The sequence below is a fragment of the Hyphomicrobium sp. 01T421 genome (genome assembly GCF_056398805.1).
Genome location: NZ_JBFTQC010000003.1, coordinates 37708 through 62928, shown reverse-complemented (window position 1 = coordinate 62928; position 25221 = coordinate 37708). Strand labels below are relative to the sequence as shown.

Annotated in this window: 21 protein-coding genes and 1 pseudogene; 11 read left to right on the top strand and 11 right to left on the bottom strand. The window is 57.7% G+C overall.

All coding sequences use genetic code 11. The annotated features are described in order from the left end of the window. Nucleotides 1-108: 108 nt before the first annotated feature. Together AC1DK3_RS17250 and AC1DK3_RS17245 are read right to left on the bottom strand one after the other, a co-directional pair. The gene (locus AC1DK3_RS17250) at nt 109-414 is read right to left on the bottom strand and encodes an ETC complex I subunit (RefSeq protein ID WP_339083891.1); all 306 of its coding nucleotides are present in this window, start codon (nt 412-414) and stop codon (nt 109-111) included. A 272-nt stretch (nt 415-686) separates the two neighbouring features. Continuing rightward, nucleotides 687-977, bottom strand: coding sequence for a hypothetical protein (locus tag AC1DK3_RS17245; RefSeq protein WP_477193492.1), 291 nt, complete (start codon nt 975-977; stop codon nt 687-689). Nucleotides 978-1378: 401 nt separating this feature from the next. On the opposite strand from AC1DK3_RS17245, the gene AC1DK3_RS17240 reads away from it, so the two are divergent. From AC1DK3_RS17240 to AC1DK3_RS17230, 3 genes are all read left to right on the top strand, one after another. Continuing rightward, entirely contained in the window at nt 1379-2425 is a 1047-nt protein-coding gene (locus AC1DK3_RS17240) for an FkbM family methyltransferase (protein WP_477193491.1), read from the top strand. A 343-nt stretch (nt 2426-2768) separates the two neighbouring features. Then, nucleotides 2769-3002 carry a hypothetical protein gene (locus AC1DK3_RS17235; protein WP_477193490.1) on the top strand — a complete coding sequence of 78 codons (234 nt, stop codon included), beginning with the start codon at nt 2769-2771 and terminating at the stop codon, nt 3000-3002. Nucleotides 3003-3096: 94 nt separating this feature from the next. After that, nucleotides 3097-3666 carry a YceI family protein gene (locus AC1DK3_RS17230; RefSeq protein ID WP_477193489.1) on the top strand — a complete coding sequence of 190 codons (570 nt, stop codon included), beginning with the start codon at nt 3097-3099 and terminating at the stop codon, nt 3664-3666. Nucleotides 3667-3752: 86 nt separating this feature from the next. On the opposite strand, the gene AC1DK3_RS17225 is transcribed toward AC1DK3_RS17230, so the two are convergent. Beyond that, the gene (locus tag AC1DK3_RS17225) at nt 3753-5444 is read right to left on the bottom strand and encodes a hypothetical protein (RefSeq protein ID WP_477193488.1); all 1692 of its coding nucleotides are present in this window, start codon (nt 5442-5444) and stop codon (nt 3753-3755) included. A gap of 125 nt (nt 5445-5569) precedes the next feature. Further along, nucleotides 5570-7453 (bottom strand): multiheme c-type cytochrome, encoded by a 1884-nt coding sequence (locus tag AC1DK3_RS17220; RefSeq protein WP_477193487.1) that lies wholly within the window; start codon nt 7451-7453, stop codon nt 5570-5572. Between the two features lie 483 nt (nt 7454-7936). Between AC1DK3_RS17220 and AC1DK3_RS17215 the strand changes: the two genes are divergently transcribed. The 5 genes from AC1DK3_RS17215 to AC1DK3_RS17195 all read left to right on the top strand — a co-directional run bounded on the left by AC1DK3_RS17215 (nt 7937) and on the right by AC1DK3_RS17195 (nt 14505). Beyond that, nucleotides 7937-9013, top strand: coding sequence for a 2Fe-2S iron-sulfur cluster-binding protein (locus tag AC1DK3_RS17215; protein WP_477193486.1), 1077 nt, complete (start codon nt 7937-7939; stop codon nt 9011-9013). A 28-nt stretch (nt 9014-9041) separates the two neighbouring features. Beyond that, nucleotides 9042-10100 carry a cytochrome c family protein gene (locus tag AC1DK3_RS17210; RefSeq protein ID WP_477193485.1) on the top strand — a complete coding sequence of 353 codons (1059 nt, stop codon included), beginning with the start codon at nt 9042-9044 and terminating at the stop codon, nt 10098-10100. 76 nt (nt 10101-10176) lie between these two features. Beyond that, nucleotides 10177-11082 (top strand): hypothetical protein, encoded by a 906-nt coding sequence (locus AC1DK3_RS17205; RefSeq protein WP_477193484.1) that lies wholly within the window; start codon nt 10177-10179, stop codon nt 11080-11082. Beyond that, nucleotides 11082-13463, top strand: coding sequence for a cytochrome c3 family protein (locus AC1DK3_RS17200; RefSeq protein WP_477193483.1), 2382 nt, complete (start codon nt 11082-11084; stop codon nt 13461-13463). Before AC1DK3_RS17205 ends, AC1DK3_RS17200 begins: the two co-directional genes overlap by 1 nt. A 145-nt stretch (nt 13464-13608) precedes the next feature. After that, nucleotides 13609-14505 (top strand): tetratricopeptide repeat protein, encoded by an 897-nt coding sequence (locus AC1DK3_RS17195; protein WP_477193482.1) that lies wholly within the window; start codon nt 13609-13611, stop codon nt 14503-14505. A gap of 143 nt (nt 14506-14648) precedes the next feature. Here AC1DK3_RS17195 and AC1DK3_RS17190 read toward each other — a convergent pair whose 3' ends face one another. The 3 genes from AC1DK3_RS17190 to AC1DK3_RS17180 form a co-directional block, all read right to left on the bottom strand. Further along, entirely contained in the window at nt 14649-14939 is a 291-nt protein-coding gene (locus AC1DK3_RS17190) for a hypothetical protein (RefSeq protein WP_477193481.1), read from the bottom strand. A 687-nt stretch (nt 14940-15626) separates the two neighbouring features. Then, on the bottom strand, nt 15627-16079 hold the full coding sequence (locus AC1DK3_RS17185) for a nuclear transport factor 2 family protein (protein WP_477193480.1): 453 nt from the start codon (nt 16077-16079) through the stop codon (nt 15627-15629). 1224 nt (nt 16080-17303) lie between these two features. Further along, the gene (locus AC1DK3_RS17180) at nt 17304-17555 is read right to left on the bottom strand and encodes an SGNH hydrolase domain-containing protein (RefSeq protein WP_477193479.1); all 252 of its coding nucleotides are present in this window, start codon (nt 17553-17555) and stop codon (nt 17304-17306) included. 137 nt (nt 17556-17692) lie between these two features. Between AC1DK3_RS17180 and AC1DK3_RS17175 the strand changes: the two genes are divergently transcribed. Both AC1DK3_RS17175 and AC1DK3_RS17170 read left to right on the top strand, forming a co-directional pair. Then, nucleotides 17693-18637 carry a DUF3616 domain-containing protein gene (locus AC1DK3_RS17175; RefSeq protein ID WP_477193478.1) on the top strand — a complete coding sequence of 315 codons (945 nt, stop codon included), beginning with the start codon at nt 17693-17695 and terminating at the stop codon, nt 18635-18637. An 87-nt stretch (nt 18638-18724) separates the two neighbouring features. After that, a pseudogene (locus AC1DK3_RS17170) lies at nt 18725-19072 on the top strand (ATP-dependent DNA ligase); the annotation flags it as partial. Nucleotides 19073-19352: 280 nt separating this feature from the next. On the opposite strand, the gene AC1DK3_RS17165 reads toward AC1DK3_RS17170, so the two are convergent. After that, nucleotides 19353-19475, bottom strand: a complete 123-nt coding sequence (locus AC1DK3_RS17165; RefSeq protein WP_477193763.1) for a hypothetical protein — start codon at nt 19473-19475, stop codon at nt 19353-19355. A gap of 1501 nt (nt 19476-20976) precedes the next feature. Between AC1DK3_RS17165 and AC1DK3_RS17160 the strand changes: the two genes are divergently transcribed. Continuing rightward, nucleotides 20977-21267: a hypothetical protein gene (locus tag AC1DK3_RS17160; RefSeq protein ID WP_477193477.1), complete on the top strand. Its 291-nt coding sequence runs from the start codon at nt 20977-20979 to the stop codon at nt 21265-21267. Between the two features lie 1044 nt (nt 21268-22311). Here AC1DK3_RS17160 and AC1DK3_RS17155 read toward each other — a convergent pair. The 3 genes from AC1DK3_RS17155 to AC1DK3_RS17145 all read right to left on the bottom strand — a co-directional run bounded on the left by AC1DK3_RS17155 (nt 22312) and on the right by AC1DK3_RS17145 (nt 24966). Then, nucleotides 22312-22785 carry an ATP-dependent DNA ligase gene (locus AC1DK3_RS17155; protein ID WP_477193476.1) on the bottom strand — a complete coding sequence of 158 codons (474 nt, stop codon included), beginning with the start codon at nt 22783-22785 and terminating at the stop codon, nt 22312-22314. A gap of 90 nt (nt 22786-22875) precedes the next feature. After that, on the bottom strand, nt 22876-23247 hold the full coding sequence (locus tag AC1DK3_RS17150; RefSeq protein WP_477193475.1) for a hypothetical protein: 372 nt from the start codon (nt 23245-23247) through the stop codon (nt 22876-22878). A 906-nt stretch (nt 23248-24153) separates the two neighbouring features. Continuing rightward, complete coding sequence (locus AC1DK3_RS17145; protein ID WP_477193474.1) at nt 24154-24966, bottom strand: YihY/virulence factor BrkB family protein; 813 nt, start codon at nt 24964-24966, stop codon at nt 24154-24156. Between the last annotated feature and the right edge of the window lie 255 nt (nt 24967-25221).

The following is a 25221-nucleotide window of genomic DNA, read 5'->3' as shown; positions in this document are numbered from 1 at the left end:
CCAGCGCCAAACATCCATACCGCAACACCAAATTTGATTAGCTCAGACGCCCGCCACAAGGCCGCGCCGGCGGCCGGCTCGCGGAACGCGAGTCGCCGGCGCCAACGATCAGTGCGTCCAGTTCGTCGTCCGGCCGTAGCGGAAATTATCGGCGTAGGCTTTGCGGATCGGCTTACGCGGTTTCGGCTCCGTCAACGTATAGGCAAGCCCGGCGCGCGTCGCATACGCAATCGCCTCTTCCTTAGTGTCGAACTCCAGCCGTACCTGCGATTGCATATCGCGAGAACTCGTCCAGCCCATCAGCGGATCGATATCGCGCGGGCTCGCCGGTCCGAACTCGAGCACCCACTCCTTCGTGCGCGCTTCCCCGGACTGCATGGCAGTCTTGGCGGGTTTGAAGATTCGTGCCGTCATGGTGGCTCCGCATTGAAATCGACGATTGACCGGGGCAACCTCGAACGAACACGTGAGAAAGGCCCAGACTGACACTTACCTGCCGAACCCACCCTGGATGGTCAACGGCTGGCAAACGTCAGATGTGCCGTTTAGCATTTTGAATTGAGCTTTTCGACCCCAATTTCGGACGACGACATCCTGCCGCTCCAGGAGCCCCCGGAGCGGAAAAAAGGACCGGAAGAAAGCCGTCGCGGTTCAGGGTCTCAGATGCCCGCTCATCAAATGGCCGCTTATTTGATCTGGTTCTTTTCCTGAGTGGTGATCGACTGACTAGGACCCGTCTGCGACGAATCCGGCAGCACATCAGGAGCCGCCGAATTGTTCATCTGGTTCTTTTCCTGTTGGGGAATCGACTGACTGGGCCCTGTCTGCGATGAATCCGGCAGCACATCAGGAGCCGCCGAATTATTCATCTGGTTCTTCTCCTGCTGCTCAACGGACTGCGCGTACACCGGTGAGACGCCAAGCAGTGCAACGGCGACTAATATCGCCAACACCGTATGCTTGCTGATGATCGTCATGAAATGTGCCTCCAAAAATCAATTAATCTTCACGGATTCCGCGACATCAAAAACGAGCATCCCTTTGGACGCCCTAAGCGACCCGGTCGACCTTTGATAACGATCGAACGACCGTTCTATCGGCCGTTCGTTGACGGAAGTTCTCGAAAACTCCGACAAGACGTCTCGAACTGGATGATTTAATCCGCGCACGGCATAGGCCGGCTGGTCCCGCGTCGCGGGCATTCGGGCGGCGCAACATTGCGCCCGCACCCGCCCGCGTGGTTGCAGAATGCTCGCGTTCGACGAGCGAAGCTGGTGCTGACGAAGCAAAGGTGCATGATGCCTTCCAAAAGCTAAGCCGCCGCCGGCCGGCCGCCATTCGATTGGTGAGCCCAACCGCGGCGCGCACCGGGGGACCAATGGAACTGACTTATGCTCAAAACATGGAGGATCACCATCTTTGGCAGGCGCTAGGGCACAGGACTTCCGGATTTTATATCGACATCGGTGCAGGACACCCCATCGCAGACAGCGTTTCGTTCTGGTTTTATGAGCGCGGATGGCAAGGCATCTGCGTTGAGCCTCAGCCGCATCTTGCTGCGCTGTACGGTCAGATCCGCCCCCGGGACGCTGTACTGGAGGCTCTCGTTGGCGACCACAGCGGCGTAATGGATTTCTACGTCGTGAACCGGCTGCACGCCCTCTCCACTACGGTAAAATCTCACGCGGAAGCTGCAGCAAAATTTGGCGCGATCCATCGCACCGTGTCGATGCCGGTCGTAACTCTCGCCCAGTTATGCGAGCGCTACGGCGTCACAGAGATCGACTTCCTCAAGATCGACGTCGAAGGCGCCGAGGCCAACGTTCTGGCGGGCAATGATTGGAACCGCTTTCGTCCCAAGGTGATCGTAGCCGAGGCGGTGTCGCCCGCAAGTGGCGCACCTTCCTGGCTCGAATGGGAGGCCAATCTCCTGGCGCAAGGTTACGTGTTCACCCTTTTCGACACGCTAAATCGCTTCTACGTCGCGCAAGAGGCGAAGGACGCGCTCGCCGCCGCACCCCGCGAGCGAGCTCCATGGGAAGCCGTGCCGCACCTCTATCAAGTGGGCCGCGCTCCTGAATATTCCGGCCATCCCGACAACCACCTGGCCAGCGAGCTGACCCGCGGATTTTGGGCCAGTTTACCTTCGATTGATAAGCGTCAGCTTGCGTCGCTGCTCGCCCGCGGCCGTGGGATCACAGATCCGGTCGAGGTCGAGCAACTCGTCATCGATCTTGAAACAGATATGATGCGTGGCGCTCTCGGGCGCATCGCCTGCGGATACGATGGTGGCCAGCTCTGGCCGATATCTTCCGACGAAAAAAACTCCCGATTTGCGAAGTTGGAGTCGTCCGTCACTGCACGGCTACGTTCAGCACGCATTCGCTTGGCAGCGAAGAAGCGGTATCTCACGCAAGAAGCGTGATCCGTGCGAAGCGCCGCGGAAATCATGACATGAAATGTGATCGCCGCCCGCTTTCACACCTGTCGCGGCCCAGATTCATTCTGCTAGCCCAATGAATTCGGCATTTACACTCCGGCAATAGCGGCTATTGAAGCCTCGATTCAAAGAAAATGAGTATTTCTCGAACCCATTTTCGCCTTTTCACAATCGAATTGTCCAATCGGGGAAATCGAAGGACGGGATTGGCGCACCTCATAATATTGGATTCGCCGTTTGGGATAATTGGGCCAACTGCGGCTGATATTGACTCTCGGCGCCTTCACGACGCCGTCCCGCGCCGCGTACGAGACCGGAAGAAAGCGCGATGGCGACTACGATTATCGAATTGATTGTCGTGTTTCTGTACCCCATCGTTTTGTTGGCCATTGCCTGGATTATTTTCAGAGCCGCAATCACCGGCAGAGACGGCATTTCTGAAGTCGTTGAAACCTTAATTCATACGAATGGGATTGGGGAACGCGCAAAGCGCACCACACGCTTCTCCCAGAATACAAACAGCGAAAGGCCACTCAATGAAAAACCCGCGTCGCGGCAATGAACGCCGCCGAAGCAATGCTGAAATCCAAGACGTATCGGGGGACCGCGAACGTTCAAAGTGTGCGTCGTCGCTCAAAGCGCCGTCCTCATTGCGAATGGCATGTCTCTCACTGCTTGCCGCAGAGCTGACAGTCGCCGGCGCATCGGCCGCCCACGCTCGACGCTTTGAATTCGACCAGCGCCGAACCGAGGTTCGCTTCGCTTATAAGATGGCTTACGCGACGCAACGCGGCCGCTTCACAAAGGTTAGCGGTACGCTCGACTTTGACGAAGCCGCTCCCGGAAAGAGCAAGGTCAGCGCCTCGATCTCTGCTGCGAGCCTCACGACCGGCGAAGACTTCATCGACAACGAGTTGAGAGGCGCAGATTTTTTCAACGTCGAGCGCTCGCCCGTCATCGCCTTCAAGAGCGTCGGCGTCCGAACAGGCTCCCAAACCGCCGCGGAGGTTTTGGGCGAGATCACGGTCAACGGCATCACCAAGCCGGTGACACTCCAAGTCAGCATCGAGTCACACGACGATCCCGCACTCAAGTACGACGCCGGCGCACGCAGATTTATCGCCAAGACACGCATTCAGCGTAGCGCATTCAACATGACGAACTACCAAGCGATGGTCGACGATGACGTCGACATCGAGATCGACGCTATCGCCCGGCCGAGATAAGACGTCAGACGTTCCGGCCTCCAGTTCAGCAACAATCCGAACAGCTTTCGCCGTCGTCGCCGACGGCGAAAGCTTTTGGGCGTCGCTCAAAACTTGCTGCGCAGCTCCGTACGGAACCCGAAATTATCTTCTGCGCCTTCTTGGATCTGATAGGTCGCATCGGCGCGGAACAGCCACGACCGGGTGAGCGGGATCTGATAGCGGGCACCGAAGCCGTACTGTGCGCCCTTGGGACCTATATTGTCATTCTCGAAGGGCTGCACTGTCGCCACCTCGAAGACGAGCTGCTGATCCAGATTGAAGAGATACTGCACGCCAAGCGCGCCGCCGAAGGTATTGGAGGCGGTGTCGTCGAGTTTCGGGTAGCCCGTCAGGGCGTCGGTCTCGAAGTTGATGCCGACGTTCTTCAGTATGCCCGCGTTGTTGCCATCGACAAGGGGCTCGGGATTCCCAGCCCCGATAAAGAAGTTCGCATAGGGAAGAAGCGTGCTCGGCAAAGATGTGATCAAGCTGTTCTCTGAGATCAAAGCAACGCCGTCGCCATTTCCGCGGCCATCCTCCCCGAAGTTCGCGAACAACCGGGTCGAGTTTGAGATCGTGTTGGCATAGCGCCGGGTATACGCGGCCGTCAGGAAGTGTTGCTCGACGCCGGCCTGAACGCCGGTGCCTTGTAGAAAGCCATAACCCGCTTCGACATAGCCGTTGAAAGCGTCGGCGAAGGTCGTGACGCCGAAGAGGTTGGCGTTGTTGTTGTCCACCTTTCCGTTCGCTTTGACGAAGCTCGCGTTGTCGATGTTGTCGAAGCCGGCGAAGAACGTAACGTCGAAGTTGGAGAGACCAAGCGCCGCCGAATTCCGCGCCGGCAGCGTCACCGCACCGCCGAGGATCGCGTCGTTCGCCCAGATCCCGTTCTGCAGGAACAGCGGGAAAAGACCGACGGTGAAGGGCAGGTCGAACGCGGCATGCTGTCCGGTCATGCCGGAATAAATCGAGCCCGCGTCACCCTCGAAGTACAATATCTGCGGAGTGAAATCGAGCTCATCTCTGAACTTACCGTCACCATCACTGCCGCCGAACTCGAAGCGAGTGAATTTTGCGTTGCCGTCCTGAAACGGCGTGAAGAAGGCATGTATGCGTTCTGTTGCGGTAATCTTGAAATCGACGTCGAGATTCAACCGGGTCGCGACCTGCGCGATATCCTTGCCGTTATTGCGATTGTAGGCGATCGCTGTCCTCCAATCCCCGTAGACGGAGAGTCCCGGAAGCAGCGGGTTCAACTTCCCGAGGACCGTGCTGCTCTCATCGTAAATTCCCGAAGTGTATTGCTCGCGACCAATTTCGAGCAGCGGACGCGGCGGCTCGACAGCGGTTTTCCCGCCATATATGTCGGCTTGTTCATCGGCGTCGTAGGCGTGTGCGTACTGCGGATCGGAGCGGAAGGCGCTCTCGGTCGACTTTTCTTTCTTGCGAGCTTTGGCTTTCTTGCCGTCTTCTGCCGCCGCGTTCGATTTGTCGGCGTCGTCGACATTCGCTCCGAGGTACTGCTTCGGAACGACAGTCTCGTTTTCGCGTTTCCCCACGGACTGGGAAGCGGCGGGAGACTCACTGGACAAAGTCGTAATCCAGCTATCGTCTTTGCCGGCCTCGGCGCCACTTTCACGGGGTTCAGTTTTTGCGGTCGTGCCGGACATCGTCAGATAGCTTCCGGCCATCAGAACAATTGCAGCAGTCGTCACACTCGTTCGGTATCGAAGGTTGCCCTTCGCATCGCAAGTCATATGGAAGCTCCCACTTCATGCCCCTGGCTCGTGCGTTCGAGTTTCAGGAGACTTCAGAGAGGCTTCGGACCCGCTATTTTGGACCCATGGCGGGACCAAATCCGAAACACTCGGCTCTTTGATTTTTATCCTTTCACGTCGACATCGACGGCGAAGTCATGGAAGTTCATGATCCGCTCATTCATGCTCTGCTCCATGGCCTTGGTGGCACCGACGAAGCGCATGAAATAGATAGGCTCGGCACGGCTACGCATGCGGAAGGCAAGGCGATATTTGCCAGACTTCTTGATCAATTTTCCCGGCACTGAATATTTGGCCACCTTCTCCCCCAGCGGCGCCATTGAATGGTTCTCCATGCGCACGAGCGGCGGATGGTTGAGAACCGTAGTCGGGATTTGCGGCGGCCGAAGATGCGGCAGCTGATCGATGTCGAAGTTTACCGGCAGGTACATCTCCCGGTCCGTGCCCTTGATATTGGTCGTCAGGAACTTGGTTTGAAAATTGACCAGCATTTGATCCGTGTCGATGCGGCCGGCCGCAACGTCGAGGCTATGTAGATCGGCCATGTCCCCGTTGCTGTCGACGTAACCCGACTCCCAGATGTTCTTCCCATCGGGATCGACGAGGGCGACATTCACCCAAAGCTGCGGTTGCGCGCCGAGCGAGCCGGACGGCAGATTATGCCCCGTATTGATGTTCTTGATCTTGTAAGAGAACGCCAGCTCTGCGCCGGTCCGCGGCGTGCCTTGGATGTAGGGACCGTCGACCTTGCTGCTGTTCTCCATCACCTCGCGCCTGAGCTTGTCACGCTCGTCGAGCTTCTTCAGATTTTCATCGATGATCTCACGCGCATCTTCCCGATCGCTCGCATCGGCCCATCGCTTTGGAAAATTGACCCTGATCTTTCCAGCCGCAACCTTGTCTTCGAACTTGCGGCTACCCCAGCCGGCGCGCCAGTCGAACTCCAGCCAGTCCTTGATACTCGTGGTCTGCGCCTTCGTGTTGTGCGGAAAGATTCCAGGGTGCGCGATAGAATAACCCGGACCGATAAACCGGTGGTTTGCGTGCTTGCGACCGGGGTTGACCTCTTTGCCGCCGACGATCGCAGAGGGCGCGGTCGCATAGCCATCCGGCTTCCCCGGAGTTTTGCCCATGTGGCAATCCTGACAGCTGACGCCCGCTTTGCGTGCCGGGCTGTCGCGATATTGATCCCAGACGATTTCCAACTTGATGCCGAGGTTGACTGCGACCTGGTGGCAGCTGACGCAGAACTCAGACTTGGTGATCTGATCGTTGGTGATCATGCCCGCGTGAATGTCGTTGCCGCGCCCGTCGGCACCCGTTTTGACCGAGTAAGTATCCTTGTTGGCGAGAACGTCTTTGATGACGCTCTTTTCGCCGCTGCCGTAGACAGGCTCGTAGATTTTTCCGGGCTCGATCCGGCGCTCACCGTTGACCTTGCCGTACTGTTCCTTGACCCGGTGACAGGTGATGCAGGTTACGCCCTCACGCGAGATCTGACTGCGCTCCCAGAGTGGCGCTTCGCGGGCTTCGCCGAGCTGCGTGCCGACCTGTTGATGGCATCGAACGCAAAAAGTGCCGACCGTTCCTTGAGTGAGCGATTGGAACTTCTGCTCGAACTTGTGGAACATCGGAGATATCGACGCATAGGCATGCTGCGACGACGACCACTCTTCATAAATTTGCTTGTGACATGCGCCGCATTGCGCGGCAGTGGGATATAGAGACTCGTCGACGCCCTGGCCGCTATGCGGATCGGACTTTGACTTTACGATCTCGATGCTCGTCCCTTTGGCGGCCTGGCCTCCGCCGGCAGCTTCGCCATTCTGCGCGAGTTTCAGTACGGAACGGCTCTGTTGAGTTTGACTTGGTGCCTCGCCTAAAGCGCGAGATCCTGCGACGGCATCTTGCCGAGAGAACATTACGCAGACCAGCATCGTGCCTGCCCATGCGCAGGCAAGCAGTGAAACACGCGAAACTTGTACCATCGCCCCCAGTCCAGACTGCCCATACCCCTGGGCAGAACTCAAAATTGCATGATCGCGCGAAATGCAGTCTGATTTATGCGATCCCCCGTCGAAAACAGATCAATATGGAAAACGGGGCAGCGATATGGCCGGATTTGATAACGCGCGAAATTGAATATGGTTAATTCGGAATAGAAAAAACAATTCCATTCCACTCGATATGAATATAAAAAGAATTATGCTCTTCTAAATGATTATGACCGCCGGACGCAAGCCTATGAAACAGCAGCCGCTTTCACGTCAGACAATTGTTGTTCCGCAGAGCAAAACGGGTAAAGCCGCGAGCATGGCTCCTAATGCATAATTCGAGTTATTGACCGGAATAATTCGTCTTCAATCCATGTTTCATTTTATTCGATCCGCCGCGGGTCATTGTCTAACCATAATAGCTGGATAGCTCCCAATTCCGAATTCCTTGAAACGGCACGAATTGCAGGGCAGGTGATGGCAAGAAGCCATAACATTACGATCGATGGAAAAAGCTTTGAGGCACGCCCAGGTGAGTTGCTGCTCGACGCAGCTCTGAATAACGGCATCGACCTGCCTTACGATTGCCGCGCCGGACACTGCGGCACATGCTGCATTCGGCTGGTTTCCGGCGACGTCGAGGGCGGAGAAGGCTCCGAGCCCGGCATAGTTCATGCGTGCCAGTGCCGCATCGCCAGTGACGCGGTCCTGGAGAGCAACCGCCAGACAAATATTAGAGCCGTCGAAGGCGTGTTGAGTTCGCTGCGTCCCCTGTCGTCCGAGGTGATCGAGGTCGGCATCAAGACGGATCGCGCGCTGCCGCATCATGCTGGGCAATATGCGCAGGTGTGTTTCAAGGGCTATCCGCGCCGTCCCTTCAGCATTACTCATCCGCTGCGCGGCGATCCGGACAACGGCTCTATCTGGTTTCATGTCCGGCGCATGGACGGCGGCCGCGTTACCTCATCGCTCGGCAAGCGCATCACGCCGGGACACCGGGTGACTTTGACAGGGCCGTACGGCTCGGCCCATTTGCGGCCCAATCTGGAAGGCCGCCTCATTCTCGTCGCCACCAATACCGGCTTCGCACCGATCTGGTCCATCGCCGTCGCCGCTTTGCGAGAAAGGCCGGAGCGAAGGATGATGATCATCGCCGGCGGCCGGACTCTCGAGTCTCTATATATGGGTCAAGCCCTCGCGAAGCTCGCACGTTTTCCCAATGTCCTTGTCGTGCCCGTCTGTAGCGCGCAGCAAGCTTTGCCGAACGCCATCATGCCCGGCCGGCCGACCGACTATCTGCCGCGGCTATTGCCGACGGATGTTCTCTACGCCTGCGGAGCGCCGGGAATGGTCGAGTCAGTCAAATCCATCGCCGCGCACGTTGGTGCGACCTGCCATGCAGATCCTTTTCTACCAAACGCCGATGGCCCGAGCGAAGGAGGCGTTCTGACCCGGGCGATGAAAAGGCTTGCTGTGCCCCTCGGTCGCCCGTTGCGCAATCCCGATTTCGATCGCTCCCGCGACCTCGCGATCACACTCGATACGAGCGCGTAGGCTCGCCGAAGCAAGGCTCGACAGCACTGTGGTTTTAGATCGTTTGCGTTTCAGTCCCTGGCTTTCCGGCACACGGCGTCTCTCTCGCCTCGCCTGCTTTCTCTCCGGCTCGCTGATCATGTTTTTTGCCGCGTGCGGCGCGGCCCAATCCGATTCCGCCCAGGTCGTCGGGCCGAATGCCTGCGCCGAGTGTCACAAGCAGGAGACCGAAGCCTGGAAGACAACGCATCATTTCAAAACGTTTCGAGATCTTCCGCGCAACGGCGAGGCGAAGAAAATCGCGGACAAAATGGGAGTGAGACGCATCAAATCGGAAGGGTTGTGCGTCACCTGTCATTTCACGGTGCAGCAGAAGGACGACGGCAAAGAGCCGGTCGCAGGCATCTCCTGCGAATCTTGCCACAGCGCCGGCAAAGACTGGATCAAAGTTCACAGCAGCTACAGTGGCAAGAACGCAAAGACAGAGACGAAAGCCGAGGCGGCGGCGCGCTGGAAACTTGCCGATTCCAAAGGAATGATAAGGACCAGCGCGATCTATCAGCTGGCGAAGAACTGCTACGGCTGCCACGTCGTGCCGCAAGAAGAACTCGTGAACAAAGGCGGCCATCGCGCCGGTAGCGCCTTCGATCTGGTGTCCTGGTCGCAGGGCGAGGTGCGCCACAACACTTGGTATTCCAAAGGCAAGGACAACGCCGCCGCGAACACGACGCGCAAGCGGATGCTCTATCTTGTCGGCCTTGGCGTTGAACTCGAAACTTCATTGCGCGCCGTCGCAAAGGCGACGGTGAGAAAGCCTTACGCGTTCTTCATGGCCGAGCGGGTCGACCGGGTACGAAAGCAACTTGCCGCTGCGGCGAAAGCTGCGCCGAAAGTGCCGGAAATCGCCAAGTTGATCGAATATGCCCATTCGGCATCGCTGAAGCTCAACAATGAGCGCCTGCTGACCGCTGCTGCCGACAGTGTTTCGAAGCTGCTCACAAGCCTCACCGAAAAATACGACGGCAGCACGATGGCCGGGCTCGATGCCCTTATTCCTGGGCCGGAGAAGTACGTCGGGAAGGTGAGGCCACCGAGTGCAATCAATTAATCTCGGCGCGATGTCAACTGAAGCTGTCTGACACGCACGATGGGGGAACGACGATGAATGATTTTGGCGGGCCGCCGTGAAATGGGTGGCGCGGCGCGCGGCCAGCGGTTCGATGGGAGCACGCTCTCCGGGCTCGACGCGAGGAGTCAGCGGCCAGACAATCACTGCGATACTGATCGTGGCCGTCTCCGGCGGCCTATTCTGGCTTGTCCAGATCTACACCGATGCACTTCGCGATCCACGCTATCTCGACGGCTGGTTGCTGGCTGGTGGAATGAGCTCGCAGCTCTTCTTTCATGTCGCCACCAAAACGGGCAGGCTTCCGCCAAAATCCATCATGCGGTGGCGGACGTTCCATATTCTCATAGGGTACCTGCTGGTCGCGGCATTCCTTTCCCATTCGAATTTCGCCCTTCCGAACTCGGCTTTCGATTGGGCGTTGTGGACGGGCTTCGTGCTCGTAACTCTGAGCGGCCTTTTCGGCACCTACCTGGCTTGGTCGCTTAAGACCAAAAGCCGCGTCGACGAGCGCGTTGGCTATGATCGCATTCCCCTTCGCGTCGCTGAACTCGCGCGAGATGTCAAAGCAGTCGTTGCAATGCCCGATCCGTCGGCAGACGCGATCGCCTTGCCCGCGGCACCTTATGATGCCTGGATCACCGATCTCTACACAAACCACTTGCAGGATTTTTTCGAGGGCCCGCGCAATTTCTCGTCCCATCTGGTCGCTTCGCAACGCCCGCTCAAACGGCTGATCGACGAAATCAACCACCTCTCGCCCTACGTCGACGCCCAGGGCCAGGAAAAATTGTCCAGAATCTGGAACCTGGTAGCTGAAAAGGATGCGCTCGATTTCGCGCGCGTCCATTTCGGGCTCACCAGGGCTTGGCTATTTGTACACGTACCCGTCACCTACGGGCTGCTCGTGCTCTCGGTGCTGCACGTCCTGATCGTCTACTCCTACGCGTCGGGGGCTCTGTGATGTGGCGCTTTTTCTGGCCGCGCGAGGGCGACAGTCCGAAACCTCCGAGTTTTCGGCGCGACCGCATCGCTCTGCTCGTAGCGCTCGTCACGGCTGCCTCCACGTTCACCGCCTTCTTTCTCTCGAAGGGCACGCAGTTCCTCATGCCCGGGCCGCTGACGAGCGCTCACGCTTCGATTGAAAAATGCTCTTCGTGTCATAGCAAAAGCGGCGACGGCAAGTTGAGTTGGATTCACGGCCTTGTCGCCGGCAACCCGATTGATGATAGCAAGGCCTGCATCACCTGCCACAAGATGGCGGCAACGGCTTTTTTCCCACACGGCGCTTCGGCCGATGTGCTGCTAGCCAGCACCAAACGGCTGAACAAGATCGCCGCGACTACGCCCGAGCCGTTATCGGCTCGCGCACAAAACGCCGCCTTCCCGTCCCACGATGTCGTCTCGCGCGGTCTCACTTGCGCAACCTGCCACCAGGAGCACAAAGGCGCCAATTTCAAACTGGGCAAGATCTCCAACGAGCAGTGTCGCTCGTGCCATGTCGTGAAGTTCGATAGCTTCGACGGCCATCACCCGCAATTCGAAAACTATCCGTTCGATCGGCGCACGCGGATCGTCTACGATCATGCGAGCCATTTCGATAAACACTTTCCAGAAGTGGCGAAGAAGGATGCAGCAAAGCGTATTCCGGACTCCTGCTCGACCTGTCACGACAGCCAGAAGGACAGGCGGATCATGGCGGTCGCGCCTTTTGAGAAAACCTGCACCGGCTGCCATCTCGATCAGATCACAGGCAAGGAGCGGGCGACCGGCCCGAAAGGTATCGCCTTCCTCGCGCTCCCTGGCCTCGACCTGCAAACTCTGAAGAAGCGCAACGCCGCCATCGGCGAATGGCCGGAGGCATCCGAAGCCGGGCTGACGCCATTTATGAAGGTGATGATCAGCCGAACCGAGAAGGGCCGTGCACTTATCAAGACCGTGGACAAATTGAACCTCCAGGATCTGACCAATGCAAGCGACGACCAGATCACGGCGGTGAAGGATCTCACCTGGGAGATCAAGCGCCTGCTTTATGCGCTGATCTCCGGCAAGGCTTCGGACGTCCTCGGCGACCTCAATATCGGCAGCGGCGGAAAGCTGAGTGCGTCTCTCGTTGCCGATCTGACCGCGAGCATACCGCGCGATGTCGTCGTCGGTGCCCAGCAGCAGTGGCTGCCCAATCTCGCGAGGGAAATCACCGGCGGTCCTGTGACCTCCGATCCGCAACCCGCCGCGAATGATCCCGAACCGAGCAATTCGCGCGCGGCGACCACCGAGGAGCCCGCTGCCGCGGACACACCGGCGACTTCGGACGAACCTCAGTCATCGACCGAGACTGACGAGAAAGAGGCGCCGAGTGAAAATGCCAGCGGCACCAAATACGATCCGCCCGCATGCCTCATGCGCGTTCTCGGTCAGTGCCTCATGCCCGCGGGACAGGAGAAGAAGGCTGCGGGACCCGATGCCGAAGGAGCCGTCGGAAAGGACGACGGCGCAAACGCGAAGTCGAACGGCGGCAAGGAAAAACGCGCCGCCGGCAGCCTGCCCGGACCGATGAGAGCAGGTTTGCAGGACGCACGCCCGGCGGAGAATTCTCAAGCAGTCAGCGACAAGGCGACGAGCCAATCTGATGATCTCCTCCGCCCCACCGAGGAAGAGCTTCGCGAAATGAAGTCGCGCAGCAATGACCGCGGCAGAGCGCCAGATCCGCGCGCAATTCCATCGCAGCCGGACACGGCCTCCGCGTCTCCGGCGAAGACCGCGCCCGTGATCAGCATAGAAAGCAATATCGATCCGGAAAGCTGGGCCGAGTACGGCGGTTGGTACCGGCAGGATTATGCGATTTTCTATCGTCCGGCAGGCCACAAGGACAAATTCATCTACTCATGGCTCTTCCTGACCGGCCCACAGGCGCCGAAGGGAGACCGAAGCCCCGCAACAGCCGTCTTCGATTTCCTGACGAGCAAAGACGCTCAAGGGTCCTGCACGAAATGCCACAGCGTGGACGACAATCAAGGCAAAGGCCGCGTCGTCAACTTCTCACCGTCATCGGCTGAGACGAAACTCGGACGCTTTACGACTTTCATCCATGAGCCGCATCTCGGCGTTATGCAAAATCGCGGCTGTCTAACCTGCCACAGCCTCGACAAGACCCGCCCCTACCTGAAGAGCTACGAACAGGGCAATCCGCATAACTTTGCCTCCAATTTTGGGGCCGTGAACAAGGACCTTTGCCAGAGCTGTCACGCCACCCAAAAGGTGCGCCAAGACTGCCTCACCTGCCACAAGTATCATGTGAATGGCGTGATCACGCCGATCATGCAGACGAAAATCCCGATGCAGTAGCGCCGTATGTTCTACTCCGATCAAGCCGATGAAGATGAAACCTCGGCACGGTGGTTCATCATCTTTTGTCGCGCGAAACCATTGTGCTGATGCCTCATTTTGCGACCCATTCCTCGGCAAAAAATGCACTTCACGAGGATGGGACATGACACAGCACTATATGATGGTCGCCACGGGAACAGCCGCAACGCTGCTGGCGACGGCGCTACTTCTCTTGCGCGTTAAATTGCACGGTCACCGGCCGGCAGTGGCGCTCGTCAGACGGTGGATCGCGACAAGCTTTCCCTCATCCGGTCTCGTATTGCTTCCGCTCGCGGCGATCGCCGCCGTTTGTTTTGCAGGCGTTGCTCAGAATGAGTTGAGCTCTTCCGGCGCCGGAGCAGCCCTGAGTGATACGCCGTCTGCACCGCATTCAGCATTCGCCTCTGACGATGGCTCGGATACTTCGCAAGCGTTGGACTCTCTTCGCGCGTACGCGAACGCGATAGACGCACATCCGGAATCGGCGGCTGCTCAATCGCCCGCTTCAAACGCGGTCGACTTGCCCGACGTCGATACGATGATCGTGAAACTGGTGACGAGGCTCGAACAAGATCCGAACGATGTGAACGGTTGGAAAACGCTCGGATGGTCTTACCTCAATACGGATAAGCCAGACGATGCGGCTAAAGCCTACGAAACAGCACTGAAGCTCGATCCGGGCAATATGGAAATCAAAAAGGCCCTCGAGCAAGCAAAGTCGGCACAGATCGCGGCAAGCAATTCGCCGTCCGCTTCAGCGTCAGAGCCTGCCACGGCGGACGCCGCTTCTCAGCGTAACGACATGATTCACGGCATGGTCGATAAGCTCGCAGCCCGGCTCGAAACCTCTCCAAACGACGAGAACGGCTGGTTGCGTCTTATGAGTTCGCGCATGACCCTTGGCGAGAAGGATGCTGCAAAAGCAGCACTGACGAAAGCCCTTGCGGCCTTTGCAAACGACGCCGGCGCAAAGACCCGCCTGACCTCCGCAGCGCGCGAACTCGGCATCGACACCGAATAGTCGATGAGCGAGTGCGCCGGGCAATCCATGCCCAGCGCCTAGCACTGATCGAAGTGCGTAGTCCGTCCGCCTTTGAACCTCAGATTCTTGAAGTCAAATTCGAACCACGTCTCTCCGAAAGACAGAGACGGAAATTGGGACGATCAGCGCTTCTTTTTTCGAAGGTCGAGATAATACAGATCCAGCCCGTAGATTTCTTTTCGGCGCGAGTTCAGCTGCGCGATCAGGGCAACGATCGAGGCCGTGTTGAACAGCAGCACAAGGCCGCCGGAAATCGCGAGAGCGAGCATGATTTCATCTGAAAACCCCCAGACCCACATCTCGTAGAAAATGAACAAGTAAAGCACCCAGAGCACCACGACACTGACTAGGGACCAATTCCGGTCTGAAGAGAATTCGCGCTCAATTCGGGGATCTTCCTCGGGTGGCTTCAAGATAACCTCCACGGTTGATTATTCATTGTGTCAGCGACTTAAAATTAAATCGCCATCAGATGAATGGCGTTCGTGCACTGACCGGGGAAGCGAAAGGTTATGTAGTTTCCGGCGAATTAAATCGCCGTCCGGGCAGGAAGTGTCTCTTGCAACGCAACTCCGAGATTAACGTATACAGATCAAATCTTCTAGACATATTGCATAATACTCGAACGACTGGTTCAATCAGCTCTCACGCAGCTTGCCGTCCTCGTCTTGTGCCAATCCCGGCTAGGACCGCCGAGCCGTTAGGGCACGGCGCTTGCTGACTGTTCCCGCACGTCGCGAGGAGCTCTCCCCGAGTCCGGAGTTGCACCGCACACGAACCTATTTCCCGCCATGACCGATTGATTATCCGCCTCCCCGCATCGCCACTAGACGACGCGCTCCGCCGAGAGAGCGACCTGGGCATCCACCATTTTTCTTGCGGCGCAAGCCCCCCAACTGGGGATACCGCCGCCTCTCTACGCCGTAGATGCCCGACGTGCGTACGAGGCCTGACAACGCCGAACGGGCGCTACGCCAAAGCTCGCAAGTCAAAAGGTTCGACCACCAATGAAGACTGCGATGCGTTCATTTACGTAGAAAGGCCGACCGGTTCATCGATCTCGCAACACTCGAAGGGCGCATCAGCATGCTTCCAAAATATTAAACGCACGATGTCTTATCGCTTCGTGCAATCGACGACTTAGGCGCTTCGACCATGCGAAGGAACGCATTTAACGAAGCCCTATCGTGATACACCTCCATCCGCGCGATTTGCATGTTTCGGAAGGTCATGATCTGGCGAAGCCTGGATGTATGCGTATCGCCAGTGTCGCGATCCTTTAAATAGTAAGACGCCTTCGCCTGTCCGATACCAGAGTGAAATTGAAAGCTCTCGACCACGGACATGCTTTCCACTTTCGCCACCAGTCCCTTAAGAAAGGACCGCATCGCTTCCTTGCCGTGGAGGATCAGCGGTGGCTCGGCAAAGTCCTCTGCGTTGCGTTTAAAATAGAAGTCGTCGGTATAAGTCCTTAGCACAGCCTCTATGTCGCCTGCGCTGAATGCGCGATGAGCCTCTTCGGCGATCGCTCTAGCGGTAACATAATTTAACACGGTATAATTTCCGCACACGGCCTATGACCGCAATCATCAAAACGGCCGTCGCTGGCCAACGCTCCGATAGAAGCCTATTGCTTTGTGCGGAGCAACTCAACCTCGTGCAGCGCAAGAGAGCTACACAGAGAACGACATCAGGTTCGCAGCACTCGCTGTACGTTTGGTTATCGCGGTGAACAATCGCGAGCAACGCTCCAAATATCACTCGCAACGTTGGCACCCATTGAGGTCACGTCCGCGCGAACCGCGACTGCTCTTCGCTTGCCGATGGATCTCACGCTTGCGGCTTGCCGGCACGGCGGCCTGACTGAACTCGGTGATGCCGAGCTGACCGAACAAGGCGTGATGGCCCTCTCCGGTCATCGAACACCAGAAGCAGCCCGGCGCACAAAAACCCAGCGCGTGACAGCCGCGCGGAAGCGGCGTGTTTGGGTCGAAAGCGGAAGCAATGATGAACGTAGCGCGGCCAAAAGTCAGAATGGCGCCGCTGCCGAGAAGTCAGAATGAAAATGCGACTTCAGCTAACACACGGAATTGATTGGTCGGGGCGACATGATTCGAACACGCGACCCTCTGCTCCCAAATAAGCGGTAAAACTGCCAAGTACAAGCAAATCAGAGGAAATCGCTGTACAGATGGTTCCCATTAAGACCTACCTAGACCCATGTCTTCCTGTTCGTTTGTACAACGCTCCTTGGCTAAAACGCCGAGATCGGACGCTTTATATTTCAATACGTTGCTGGGAGTTGGGCCAATCGACGTCCATGTCGCTTGTTCGATTTCCTTATGTCAGAATACTGAGCTAATGTTTAAAGGATTCCAGCAGCAGTATCATATCTTTACGATCGATCCGCGAGATCGAAAAAACCTGCGCGCTTGGAAACGCAAAACTCGCCGCCAGATATTGGGCAGCTTCCATGTCGTTTTGACGTGAGCTTTCCGCGGAATTGCAGCGGCTTTGGCATGCGCGATGTCGTCCGTGATCCTCAAGGCAACGCGAGCAACGGGGGCGTCCGAAACTCACGACCGGGGCGCCTACGATCGCGCCGAAGCGGCCTACAAAGCCGCAAAGGCCGATTTAGATAGTGTCAAAGATGCCGACATGGTGAAAGCCGTCGAGGCCAAGACGCGCACAACGCGCGAGAGACCTTACCTCGATCTTGGTATGCGAAGTCGAAGTTGGGCGTACCCCGTTTGCGACCGGCCTCACTCCGCCTCAAGCTATTCGATTGATTTCCGAACCCCACCGGAGAAAATTTCGCCTAACATGCCGTAAAGCTGCTCGACGCCGACCGGCGAAAGATGCACGGCATCGGAATACATCGGCTTGTCGCCGTCACTATAGCGACAAGTTTGGTCATCGCACAACGCGAGGTGCGGATAGACAACGCGCACATTCTTGATCGTCGCGAGCCGCGAAAAAAGGGCGAGCACGAATTGCTCTTCTTTCGCGAATGCTTCAAACGAGCGCACTGGAGGCAACAATTCCCGTTTCATCGTCGGCCATTAGAGTTCAATTATAATGCGTCCCCTGCTCATCGCCTCAGCCTCAGCATGTGCTTAGGTCGTGACGAGTTGATTAGGACCAATGATGGACCGTGGAGAGGCGGATGCAAATCAAATCCGAGAAGGAATGGAACGTCACAGGCAAGCTTTTCGGCAAGGCGAAGCGTAGGGCTCCAGGGGAATATCAGAAATCAAAAGACATGAGCGGTATCGCCTGCGATCGCGCGGACGGCTTTCCGCGCAATGGGCTGGTCATCGATGACGAGGCCCAAGCCGCGCAGCTCGTGGTCGTGAATGATGGCGAACTCGTCGCTGGCGATAGGATCCAGCTGATCACCGACACCTTCAATGGTGAACCTCTGGAACTCGACGGTGAAGCAGTCGCCTACGAGGAGGGCTTCTACTATGTCATCGGTTCGCACGGGCATCCGCGTGATAGGCTTCAGAACCTGGATGCCGTTGCCGACAAGCCAGAGATCGAGGCCAGGATAGCCGCCTCCAGCCGGCTGTTCCGGATCGGAGCCACGGCGCCATACATGGTGACCGGCACTGAGGCACTGAAGAGTGTATTGAAGACGTTTCCGGCCATCGCGCCCTTCATCGATACGCCCTTGAGCGAGAATGGACTCACAATCGAAGGGCTGGCCGTCAAAGACAGACGCGCGTTCGTCGGTCTCAGAAGTCCAGTCATCGAGGGTAAAGCGGCAATCGTTTCTGTAGCCCTGGATGATCTATTTGGCGGACTGCCGCGCGCAGACGCGAAGCTATTTTTGCTTGATCTTGGCGGGAGGGGCATCCGGGATATGGCGGTCGACGGCAACTCGTTCACGTTACTCGCGGGACCATCGGCTTACGAGAAGATAAGTTTCGTCTTATATCGATGGGCTGGCGACGCGGAGGTGAGCTCAATGGTGGAGCTCCCGCCGTACGCCGGCACAGATGGAAAGGAATGGAAACCCGAGGGCATTCTTCCGCTCGACGAGCTTCGCATGCTTGTCCTTCTTGATACCGCGCCTTTGGGCAGCCCCCGGGAGATCGTCCTTCAATGATAATGGCTGCACAGGCGGTCTCATGAGCAAAGCCCCCGAGTGTGCTTGCGCTCTGTCATTCCAGCGCGACTCGTTCGCGTTGGACTAATGTCTCCGTGGCTGGTTTTCGTACATCGCCAGGACTTGATGTGCGTATATGCCACGAATGAGGTCGGCGACGATTGGATTCGCGAGGTCAAGTTCGACGGCTGGCGGGCCCAGGTCCACGTCGACGATGGCGAAGCGACGATCTACAGCCGCACCGGCGCCGAGCACACCAAGCGGTTCCGCGCGTTAAAGCCGATCATCGGGATGATCCCGGCTCGGTCGGCGGTTATGGACGGCGAGCTGGTCGCCTGCGGCGAAGATGGTCTGCCGTGTTTCCGGACCCTGATGGATCACCGGGCCACGGATGCTCCGCTGTGTCTCTGGGCCTTTGATTTGCTGGCTCTCGACGGAGTGCGAATCATCCTGTTGAAGCTCACCGAGCGCGAGGCGCAGCTCGCCGAACCCATCGCGGCGGCCGTACGCCGAGCACATTCAATTTTCAGGCGCGTTCGCGGACCCGATCAAGCTGCTTGTTACGCGCGAGAACATGGGCCTGGAGGGGATTGTGTCGAAGCGCCGAGACAGTGCCTATCGATCGGGTCCCACGCGCGATTGGCTCAAGACGAAAATGGCGACTTGGCGCGCGGCGAACAAAGACAGGTTCGAGTTACTTCAAAAGAAGCGGTGATTATGCGGCGGACGTTCGCACGTGACCGCGCGAACACAGCGATACGTCGTTGCAGAACGCGTAAACCTCATCGAGCTTCTTGCCGGTGGTCAGCCGCTGAGCAAGCGCGACTTGAAATCGCATCCTGCATCGATCCTGTTTTTGCTCAATTCGCCCGTGCGTTTGATCATGCTTCGTGCGTAGAACAAAAAGAGAATATGGTCAATGAACACCGGCAAATTCGACACGACGATGCTACGACGAAGACGTTGCTCAGTGAGCCCGAAAATCCCGCCTTCGGTTCCCGAGGCGCATACGCACTTAGGCTTTTTGCCGGCGAAGCGCACTGTCAGGCAGCTTGATTATTGTTCGATCAGGCTTGCGTCTCTGAGCGAAACTGGTGATTGGCTGTGACGCCAATGAGGGAGCAGCATCGATCAGTCGTAGATCACGGCGCGCTCTCTCAAACGCAGCTTCAAACTTCGCTTTCTTGGACAGTCGGGACGCACGGGCGTGCTTGGCAAACTCGCCAACTTTCATCGCGATCCTATAAGTTTGAGAAGGGCCAATGAGGCACCAGCCGAACTCTCGACCAGTGCCTCTGTATCGGAAAAAGCCTGAGCTTACTTCCGACGCAATAAACGACCGCGATATTGTTTGGTTCCAAGAGAGATTTAGTTCTGACGAAATCATCTGCGTTGGAGGGCAAAACTCCTTCGGGAATAATGACCGAGGATGCGGGATCGCCCGTCGCGCCATCTAAACCGCGAGCGCCAACATATAATAGCGCAAATCAGGGAAAAGTGGTTTGGCCGCCATCTTGGTCTCATTGCGCCGCAAAATCCGTTGCCCGCAAAGAGAGATGCGTCACAGGATATGGCGATAGGGATCACAGCGGAATAGGGGGAGCGACAGGCGGACCCGCATCTACACGGTACGAGACTTGCAATGTCACTACCGCCGTCGCTCTGCCGAGCATTTCATCTTTTAGCGAAGGTGAGGCAGGATTTTCTGGATCGACCCGTTGACTGGGAGGAACCTGTTCGGGCTCCTGTTTCAGGTCGCGCTTTTCCTATGGTGTCGTTGGCAGCTCTACGGCGGATCCGCCAGCACTACCAGCCTCGCCTGAACCCGCGCCACTATTCGGTGCACCTGCTTTTGGGAACTCAGGCGTTACGCGTCCTGTCAGCGCCAGGGGCTCCAGCTGCGCACGTCGATGGTTTTGAGGTGATCGATTGCGGGCTTGTCCGGCGCTTTGAGGGCGAGGAAGATGCCATTCGGGCGGCGTTGGCGAAGCTCCGATAATCACGCCTGATGCCAGGAACATACCGTTGTTGGTCTTCGTTTTGCGGAAAACGGAGATCCGGCATGGCTGTCAATAAACCGACCGGCGACAACGCCAGAAAAGGTGCTTGCGAAAACGGTCGCAACTGGCGACGAAGCTCCAGGGCGAAGACACCTGGACGAAACGGAGTAAGGCCTCCGGTCAATTTATTGATCAGAAAAAAGCACCCGCGAAAAAGCCCTATAAGGGCGTGCGGAAAGAGCGGTAACGCGGCGACCACGATCATCTGCGTGCTGAGGAACCGCACCCGCCCCCGACGATTTTATTTAGGGGCTCAAGCCCCGAAAAGGAGACCGCAACATGTACCTTAAGCACACAGTAATCGCTGCCGCCGCCCTTGCATGCGTCGCAGCGAGTGCGGCCGCGGCCGCAGAGCAGTCCTCTGACCAAATGAAGAAGGACCTCGATATGAATTCTGGATCTGCTGCTGGCACATCAACCGGCGAACAGGGCAAGACGTCCGACCGCACGCCCGGCAACCCATCACCGGATCGCGTACAGGGTTCCTCCAAGGCTGGCGCTCCGGGTACGGATGCTGGGAAGACCCAAGAAGGGACTTCGGACCGCACTCCAAATAATAAGGACCGCTGATTAAACGCCCGCGCTTGCGCGGGCCGCATCCGCGACGGGGCGATCGGTGGCTAGAAAGCTCATTTGCGATGAAGCAGCTTCGAGCTCCACGCCCGAAAGTGTGAATAAAGCCCTCATGCGTTCTGTCGCTCGATGCATTGCCCTTGTGTGAACGTTGTTTGGTTGATTTTTTCTGGGTCACGCCGAGGTGCACAATCGCTTATGGGCACATCAACCTAGGTGTCCCCCAAATCTAGCTCGCTAGTGATAGCGGCGCCTCGGCGACAGATGGCACCCGGCGCGCAAAGTTGGTCTGAAGTTCACGCCTCTTGTGACTCCGAACGCCCTGGCATTTGCGCCTTGGAATCAGCGGAGGCCTCTGTCCCACTCACATTGGAGGCGGTTACGGCTCGGACCGGTGATGGTATGTCTGACGTGGAAGGCCGCGTAACCGTGCTAGCTGATGGACGCCGACCGGCCCCGCTTTATGCAGACTGATCAGCACCTCCGATAGGACATCTTCGAAGCGCGGCACCTTGGCAATTTGCACACCGCGCCGGCGGAGTTCGTCGCATGCTAGGTCAAATGCTTCAGATAGAAGTTCTCGGCTGACCTGGTCGAGGTCCGATCGATCGACGAATGGTGAGCTAACCTCATGCCCAACTCCGCAATGATGAAGTTTCATCAGTCCAAATACTTGCGACGCCGAACGTCGTTCCCCAAAAATTGGAAAAGTGCGCTTGTTTTCATTGGGTTTGCACAACGGGCTAATTTCCCCGGGCGTGTCGGAAGAGAGTTAGTCAACTTTTGTGATGTACGAGCGCCCGCCCTAGCTGCTGCAGTTTTTTGCTTAACCCAATTTTCTCGAGGCCACAGCGGGACGCCGGGTGGATGCCACCTGGATCGCCAGTGAAAGCGCGGAAATCGAGACTTTCGAGCTGTGCCGAGAATCGACCCCTTATCTAGCGCTTGCGCACCAGCTCGAAGCGATCGCGGTTCGCGGCCTTCCATACCGCCGTTTTGCACTTGAGCCAGTCGCGGGTCGGACCCGGCCTATAGGCGCTGTCACGACGCTTGCTGACGATCCCCTCCAGGCCCCATGCGCTGACAGGTGTCCAGGAGCTTTGCGGCGTCCGGAAAGTCGCCCGAGAACTGGATATGTTCTGTGTCGGCCGCCGCGACCAGGTCAGCCAGGCGCGCACGGCGCTCGTGGAGAGGCAGCGGCAGCAGCCGCACGCCGTCCAGCGACAGGAGGTCGAAGGCCCACAAGCAGAGCGGCGCGCCCTTGCTGCGATGATCCATGAGGGTCCGGAAGCACGGCATCCCGCTTTCGTCGCAGGCCACCAGCTCACAATCGATGATGGCGGATCGGGCCGGGATCTCAGCGAGGACCGGCGCCAGGGCGCGGAAGCGCCTGGTCAGATCCGCGCGGTTGCGGCTGTAGATCGTCGCCTCGCACTCGTCGAGGTGCACCTGGGCGCGCCAGCCGTCGAATTTGACCTCGTGAATCCACTCGTCGCCCGTGGGCGGGGTCTTCACGGGAGTCGGGGTCATGGGGCGGATGAATGGAAGTTTACGCAGCACACCGCGTAGGTGGGCTCGGTTCCGGTGATTGCAACCCGGTTCGCGCTATGCGGCCTGACGATCTTCCCAGCCACAAACCATCTTTCTGCGAGGAACGTCGGGCATCTCGACGCGAGGAAGGGCGCGCTGAATGTCGCGAATGACCTTCCCGAGAACCTCAGCCGGGGTCACGTGAGTAAGGTACATCATGCGCACGGCCACATCGATCGCCCCGTGAGCGTGCTTGCCCTTTTCAAAATTCGCGACGGTTTGCTCATCCAGACGAAGCCGCTCTGCAAGTTCGGCCTGGGTCAACCTTCCGCGCTCATCGATGTGCGCCAACGTCACGGCCTTCCAGGCATCGCACTTCGGCAATGGATGAAAGGCGCGATCCACGTCGGCTTCGGTGGGATAGAGTCTTGAGTCGTAAGGCGACATCTCAGATCTCCCCGGCGCGGGATATCCAATTCTTGGTGGTCGTTCAATTCACGAATGTTTTCGGCTTTCCGGAACAGTGCCTCGCGGGTCTCCGTTGTGCGAAAAAAGGAGATACGAGCCAATAAATAGTTTGCTTATTGTGCTGTGCCTAACCAGGCCTCTGAGAGAAGCTGTAACATTCTTCGGTGGACGGTGAAGAGCACAACAAAGCGCCTGCAGACCGTCAACGATGCCTTCCAAAATGCCCCAGTGGCTATGCTTGCGGCTTAGGACATTCAAAGCGCGGCAACACTCACACAATGCGTAGACATTCGCTCGCTGAGAAGCACCGTGCAGGCCAGACGTGAAGTCACGACGGAGCTGCCTAAGGAGCGCTGTTCTGAATTCTCGATACCAATGGATTGCCGACTCCGCTGTGCTTGCATCGAAAATACGTTCTCGGCAAAACCAGATCCGCGCGTCTCCGCTCGCCTCGTAAAGACCGACATAAATTCCTGGTCCCGAATTGGCCACGTCATGCCTCTTCGGCAAGTGCACAAATTTCGGCATCTCGGCATCCGAATCAATTCGTACGAAGGCCGTGGCTCGGCCATTAGCGCCGATCGCGAGGCGTCGCAGGGGGGTGGCCACTACGGCGCCTCTCCAACTTGCGTGCCTCTCCTGCAGGAAACAGCGAAGCTGAACCGCCGGGCACCGTTGGGACGGAGTGAAATCCTCCCGGCACCTGCTCGCGGCCCGGTGACGCGCGGGGGAACGCAGAACCGACCGCGCATGGGTTTGATACTGACACCGCTGAGCGTGGTTCCTAATGTTTTGCATTACGCAAGAAAACAATATCGCGGGAACTATCCGGGTCCCTTCATCTGTAACGCCACCCCGACGGACGAGTTCACCAGCGGCGCGTATCTATGTGACATCGCGTTTCGAATAGGCGCGCGTGAGCTCCGCTCCAAACAACACGATTTGAGAGGAGTAATAGACCCAGATGAGGAGCACCACCAAAGACGCTGCTGCGCCGTACGTCGTCTCAAACCCCTGCGTCCCAATATACCACGATATGCCCAGCTTCCCGAGTTCGAAAAGCCCTGCGGTCGCCGCCGCGCCGATCCACACATCTGACCAGGAGACGGCGGTATCCGGAAAATACTTGAATAGCGCGCCGAACAAAACGGTCAGAACGATGAATGAAATGACCAGTTCTGCGGCTTGCCCAATGACGCTGCTTTCGGGAAAAAATCGCGAGACCGAGGCCAGCACCGTGCTTGAAACGAGCGACGTCGCTAGCAGGAAGCCAAGCGCCATAATCCCCGCCATCGATACAATGTAGGTCCGGAAGAACGGCCAAAAACCCCTCTCTTTGCGTTCATCCACTTCCCAGATTGTATTCAAGGCGTCCTTCAATTGGGCGACAACGCCAATCGCCGCGACGATTAGAAGTATGATACCGACGATCGACGCCGCCTTTCCCGTCGAAGTGGAGGCAGCGCCCTCTCTCATGGCATCGAGGGCGCGGGCACCATTTGGGCCTATCAAGCTTGAAAACTGAGTGCTGAGGGCCTTCGTGACCGTCTCCTGATCAAAAAAGAGACCGGCGATGGCGATGACAATCAAAAGGAGCGGCACCATCGAGAAGACTGCATAATACGCAAGAGCAGCTCCGAGCCTCGGGCTCCGATGATTAAGCCAACTTTCAAAGGCCGTAGTCAGAAGACGCCACATCGATCAGGCTTTAATGTTTGAATGGTTATGGCTTGTTATTCGGAGTCGTAGCGTCGGGAGCTGGCGGCGTCGGGCTCGCTGGATACGGGGGCGGAGCGCTTTGCGGGGAAGGGCCAGGACCGGCCTCCGTTCCCATGTGCGTGTCCACCGTCGATGTGATGGGCACTCGCGACGCGAAATACCAAGCGGCCACTCCAATGACCGCAATCATGACAACAGCGATGGGCCATCTCATCGTATCCAGTTCCTTGGTCG

Coding starts and splice junctions, on each gene's coding strand:
- AC1DK3_RS17220 (WP_477193487.1), bottom strand. CDS start 7,453: ATGGTACAAGTTTCGCGTGTTTCACTGCTTGCCTGCGCATGGGCAGGC.
- AC1DK3_RS17215 (WP_477193486.1), top strand. CDS start 7,937: ATGGCAAGAAGCCATAACATTACGATCGATGGAAAAAGCTTTGAGGCA.
- AC1DK3_RS17160 (WP_477193477.1), top strand. CDS start 20,977: ATGTACCTTAAGCACACAGTAATCGCTGCCGCCGCCCTTGCATGCGTC.
- AC1DK3_RS17250 (WP_339083891.1), bottom strand. CDS start 414: ATGACGGCACGAATCTTCAAACCCGCCAAGACTGCCATGCAGTCCGGG.
- AC1DK3_RS17150 (WP_477193475.1), bottom strand. CDS start 23,247: ATGTCGCCTTACGACTCAAGACTCTATCCCACCGAAGCCGACGTGGAT.
- AC1DK3_RS17225 (WP_477193488.1), bottom strand. CDS start 5,444: ATGACTTGCGATGCGAAGGGCAACCTTCGATACCGAACGAGTGTGACG.
- AC1DK3_RS17200 (WP_477193483.1), top strand. CDS start 11,082: ATGTGGCGCTTTTTCTGGCCGCGCGAGGGCGACAGTCCGAAACCTCCG.
- AC1DK3_RS17165 (WP_477193763.1), bottom strand. CDS start 19,475: ATGCGATTTCAAGTCGCGCTTGCTCAGCGGCTGACCACCGGCAAGAAG.
- AC1DK3_RS17245 (WP_477193492.1), bottom strand. CDS start 977: ATGACGATCATCAGCAAGCATACGGTGTTGGCGATATTAGTCGCCGTT.
- AC1DK3_RS17145 (WP_477193474.1), bottom strand. CDS start 24,966: ATGTGGCGTCTTCTGACTACGGCCTTTGAAAGTTGGCTTAATCATCGG.
- AC1DK3_RS17195 (WP_477193482.1), top strand. CDS start 13,609: ATGACACAGCACTATATGATGGTCGCCACGGGAACAGCCGCAACGCTG.
- AC1DK3_RS17235 (WP_477193490.1), top strand. CDS start 2,769: ATGGCGACTACGATTATCGAATTGATTGTCGTGTTTCTGTACCCCATC.
- AC1DK3_RS17240 (WP_477193491.1), top strand. CDS start 1,379: ATGGAACTGACTTATGCTCAAAACATGGAGGATCACCATCTTTGGCAG.
- AC1DK3_RS17175 (WP_477193478.1), top strand. CDS start 17,693: ATGCAAATCAAATCCGAGAAGGAATGGAACGTCACAGGCAAGCTTTTC.
- AC1DK3_RS17230 (WP_477193489.1), top strand. CDS start 3,097: ATGGCATGTCTCTCACTGCTTGCCGCAGAGCTGACAGTCGCCGGCGCA.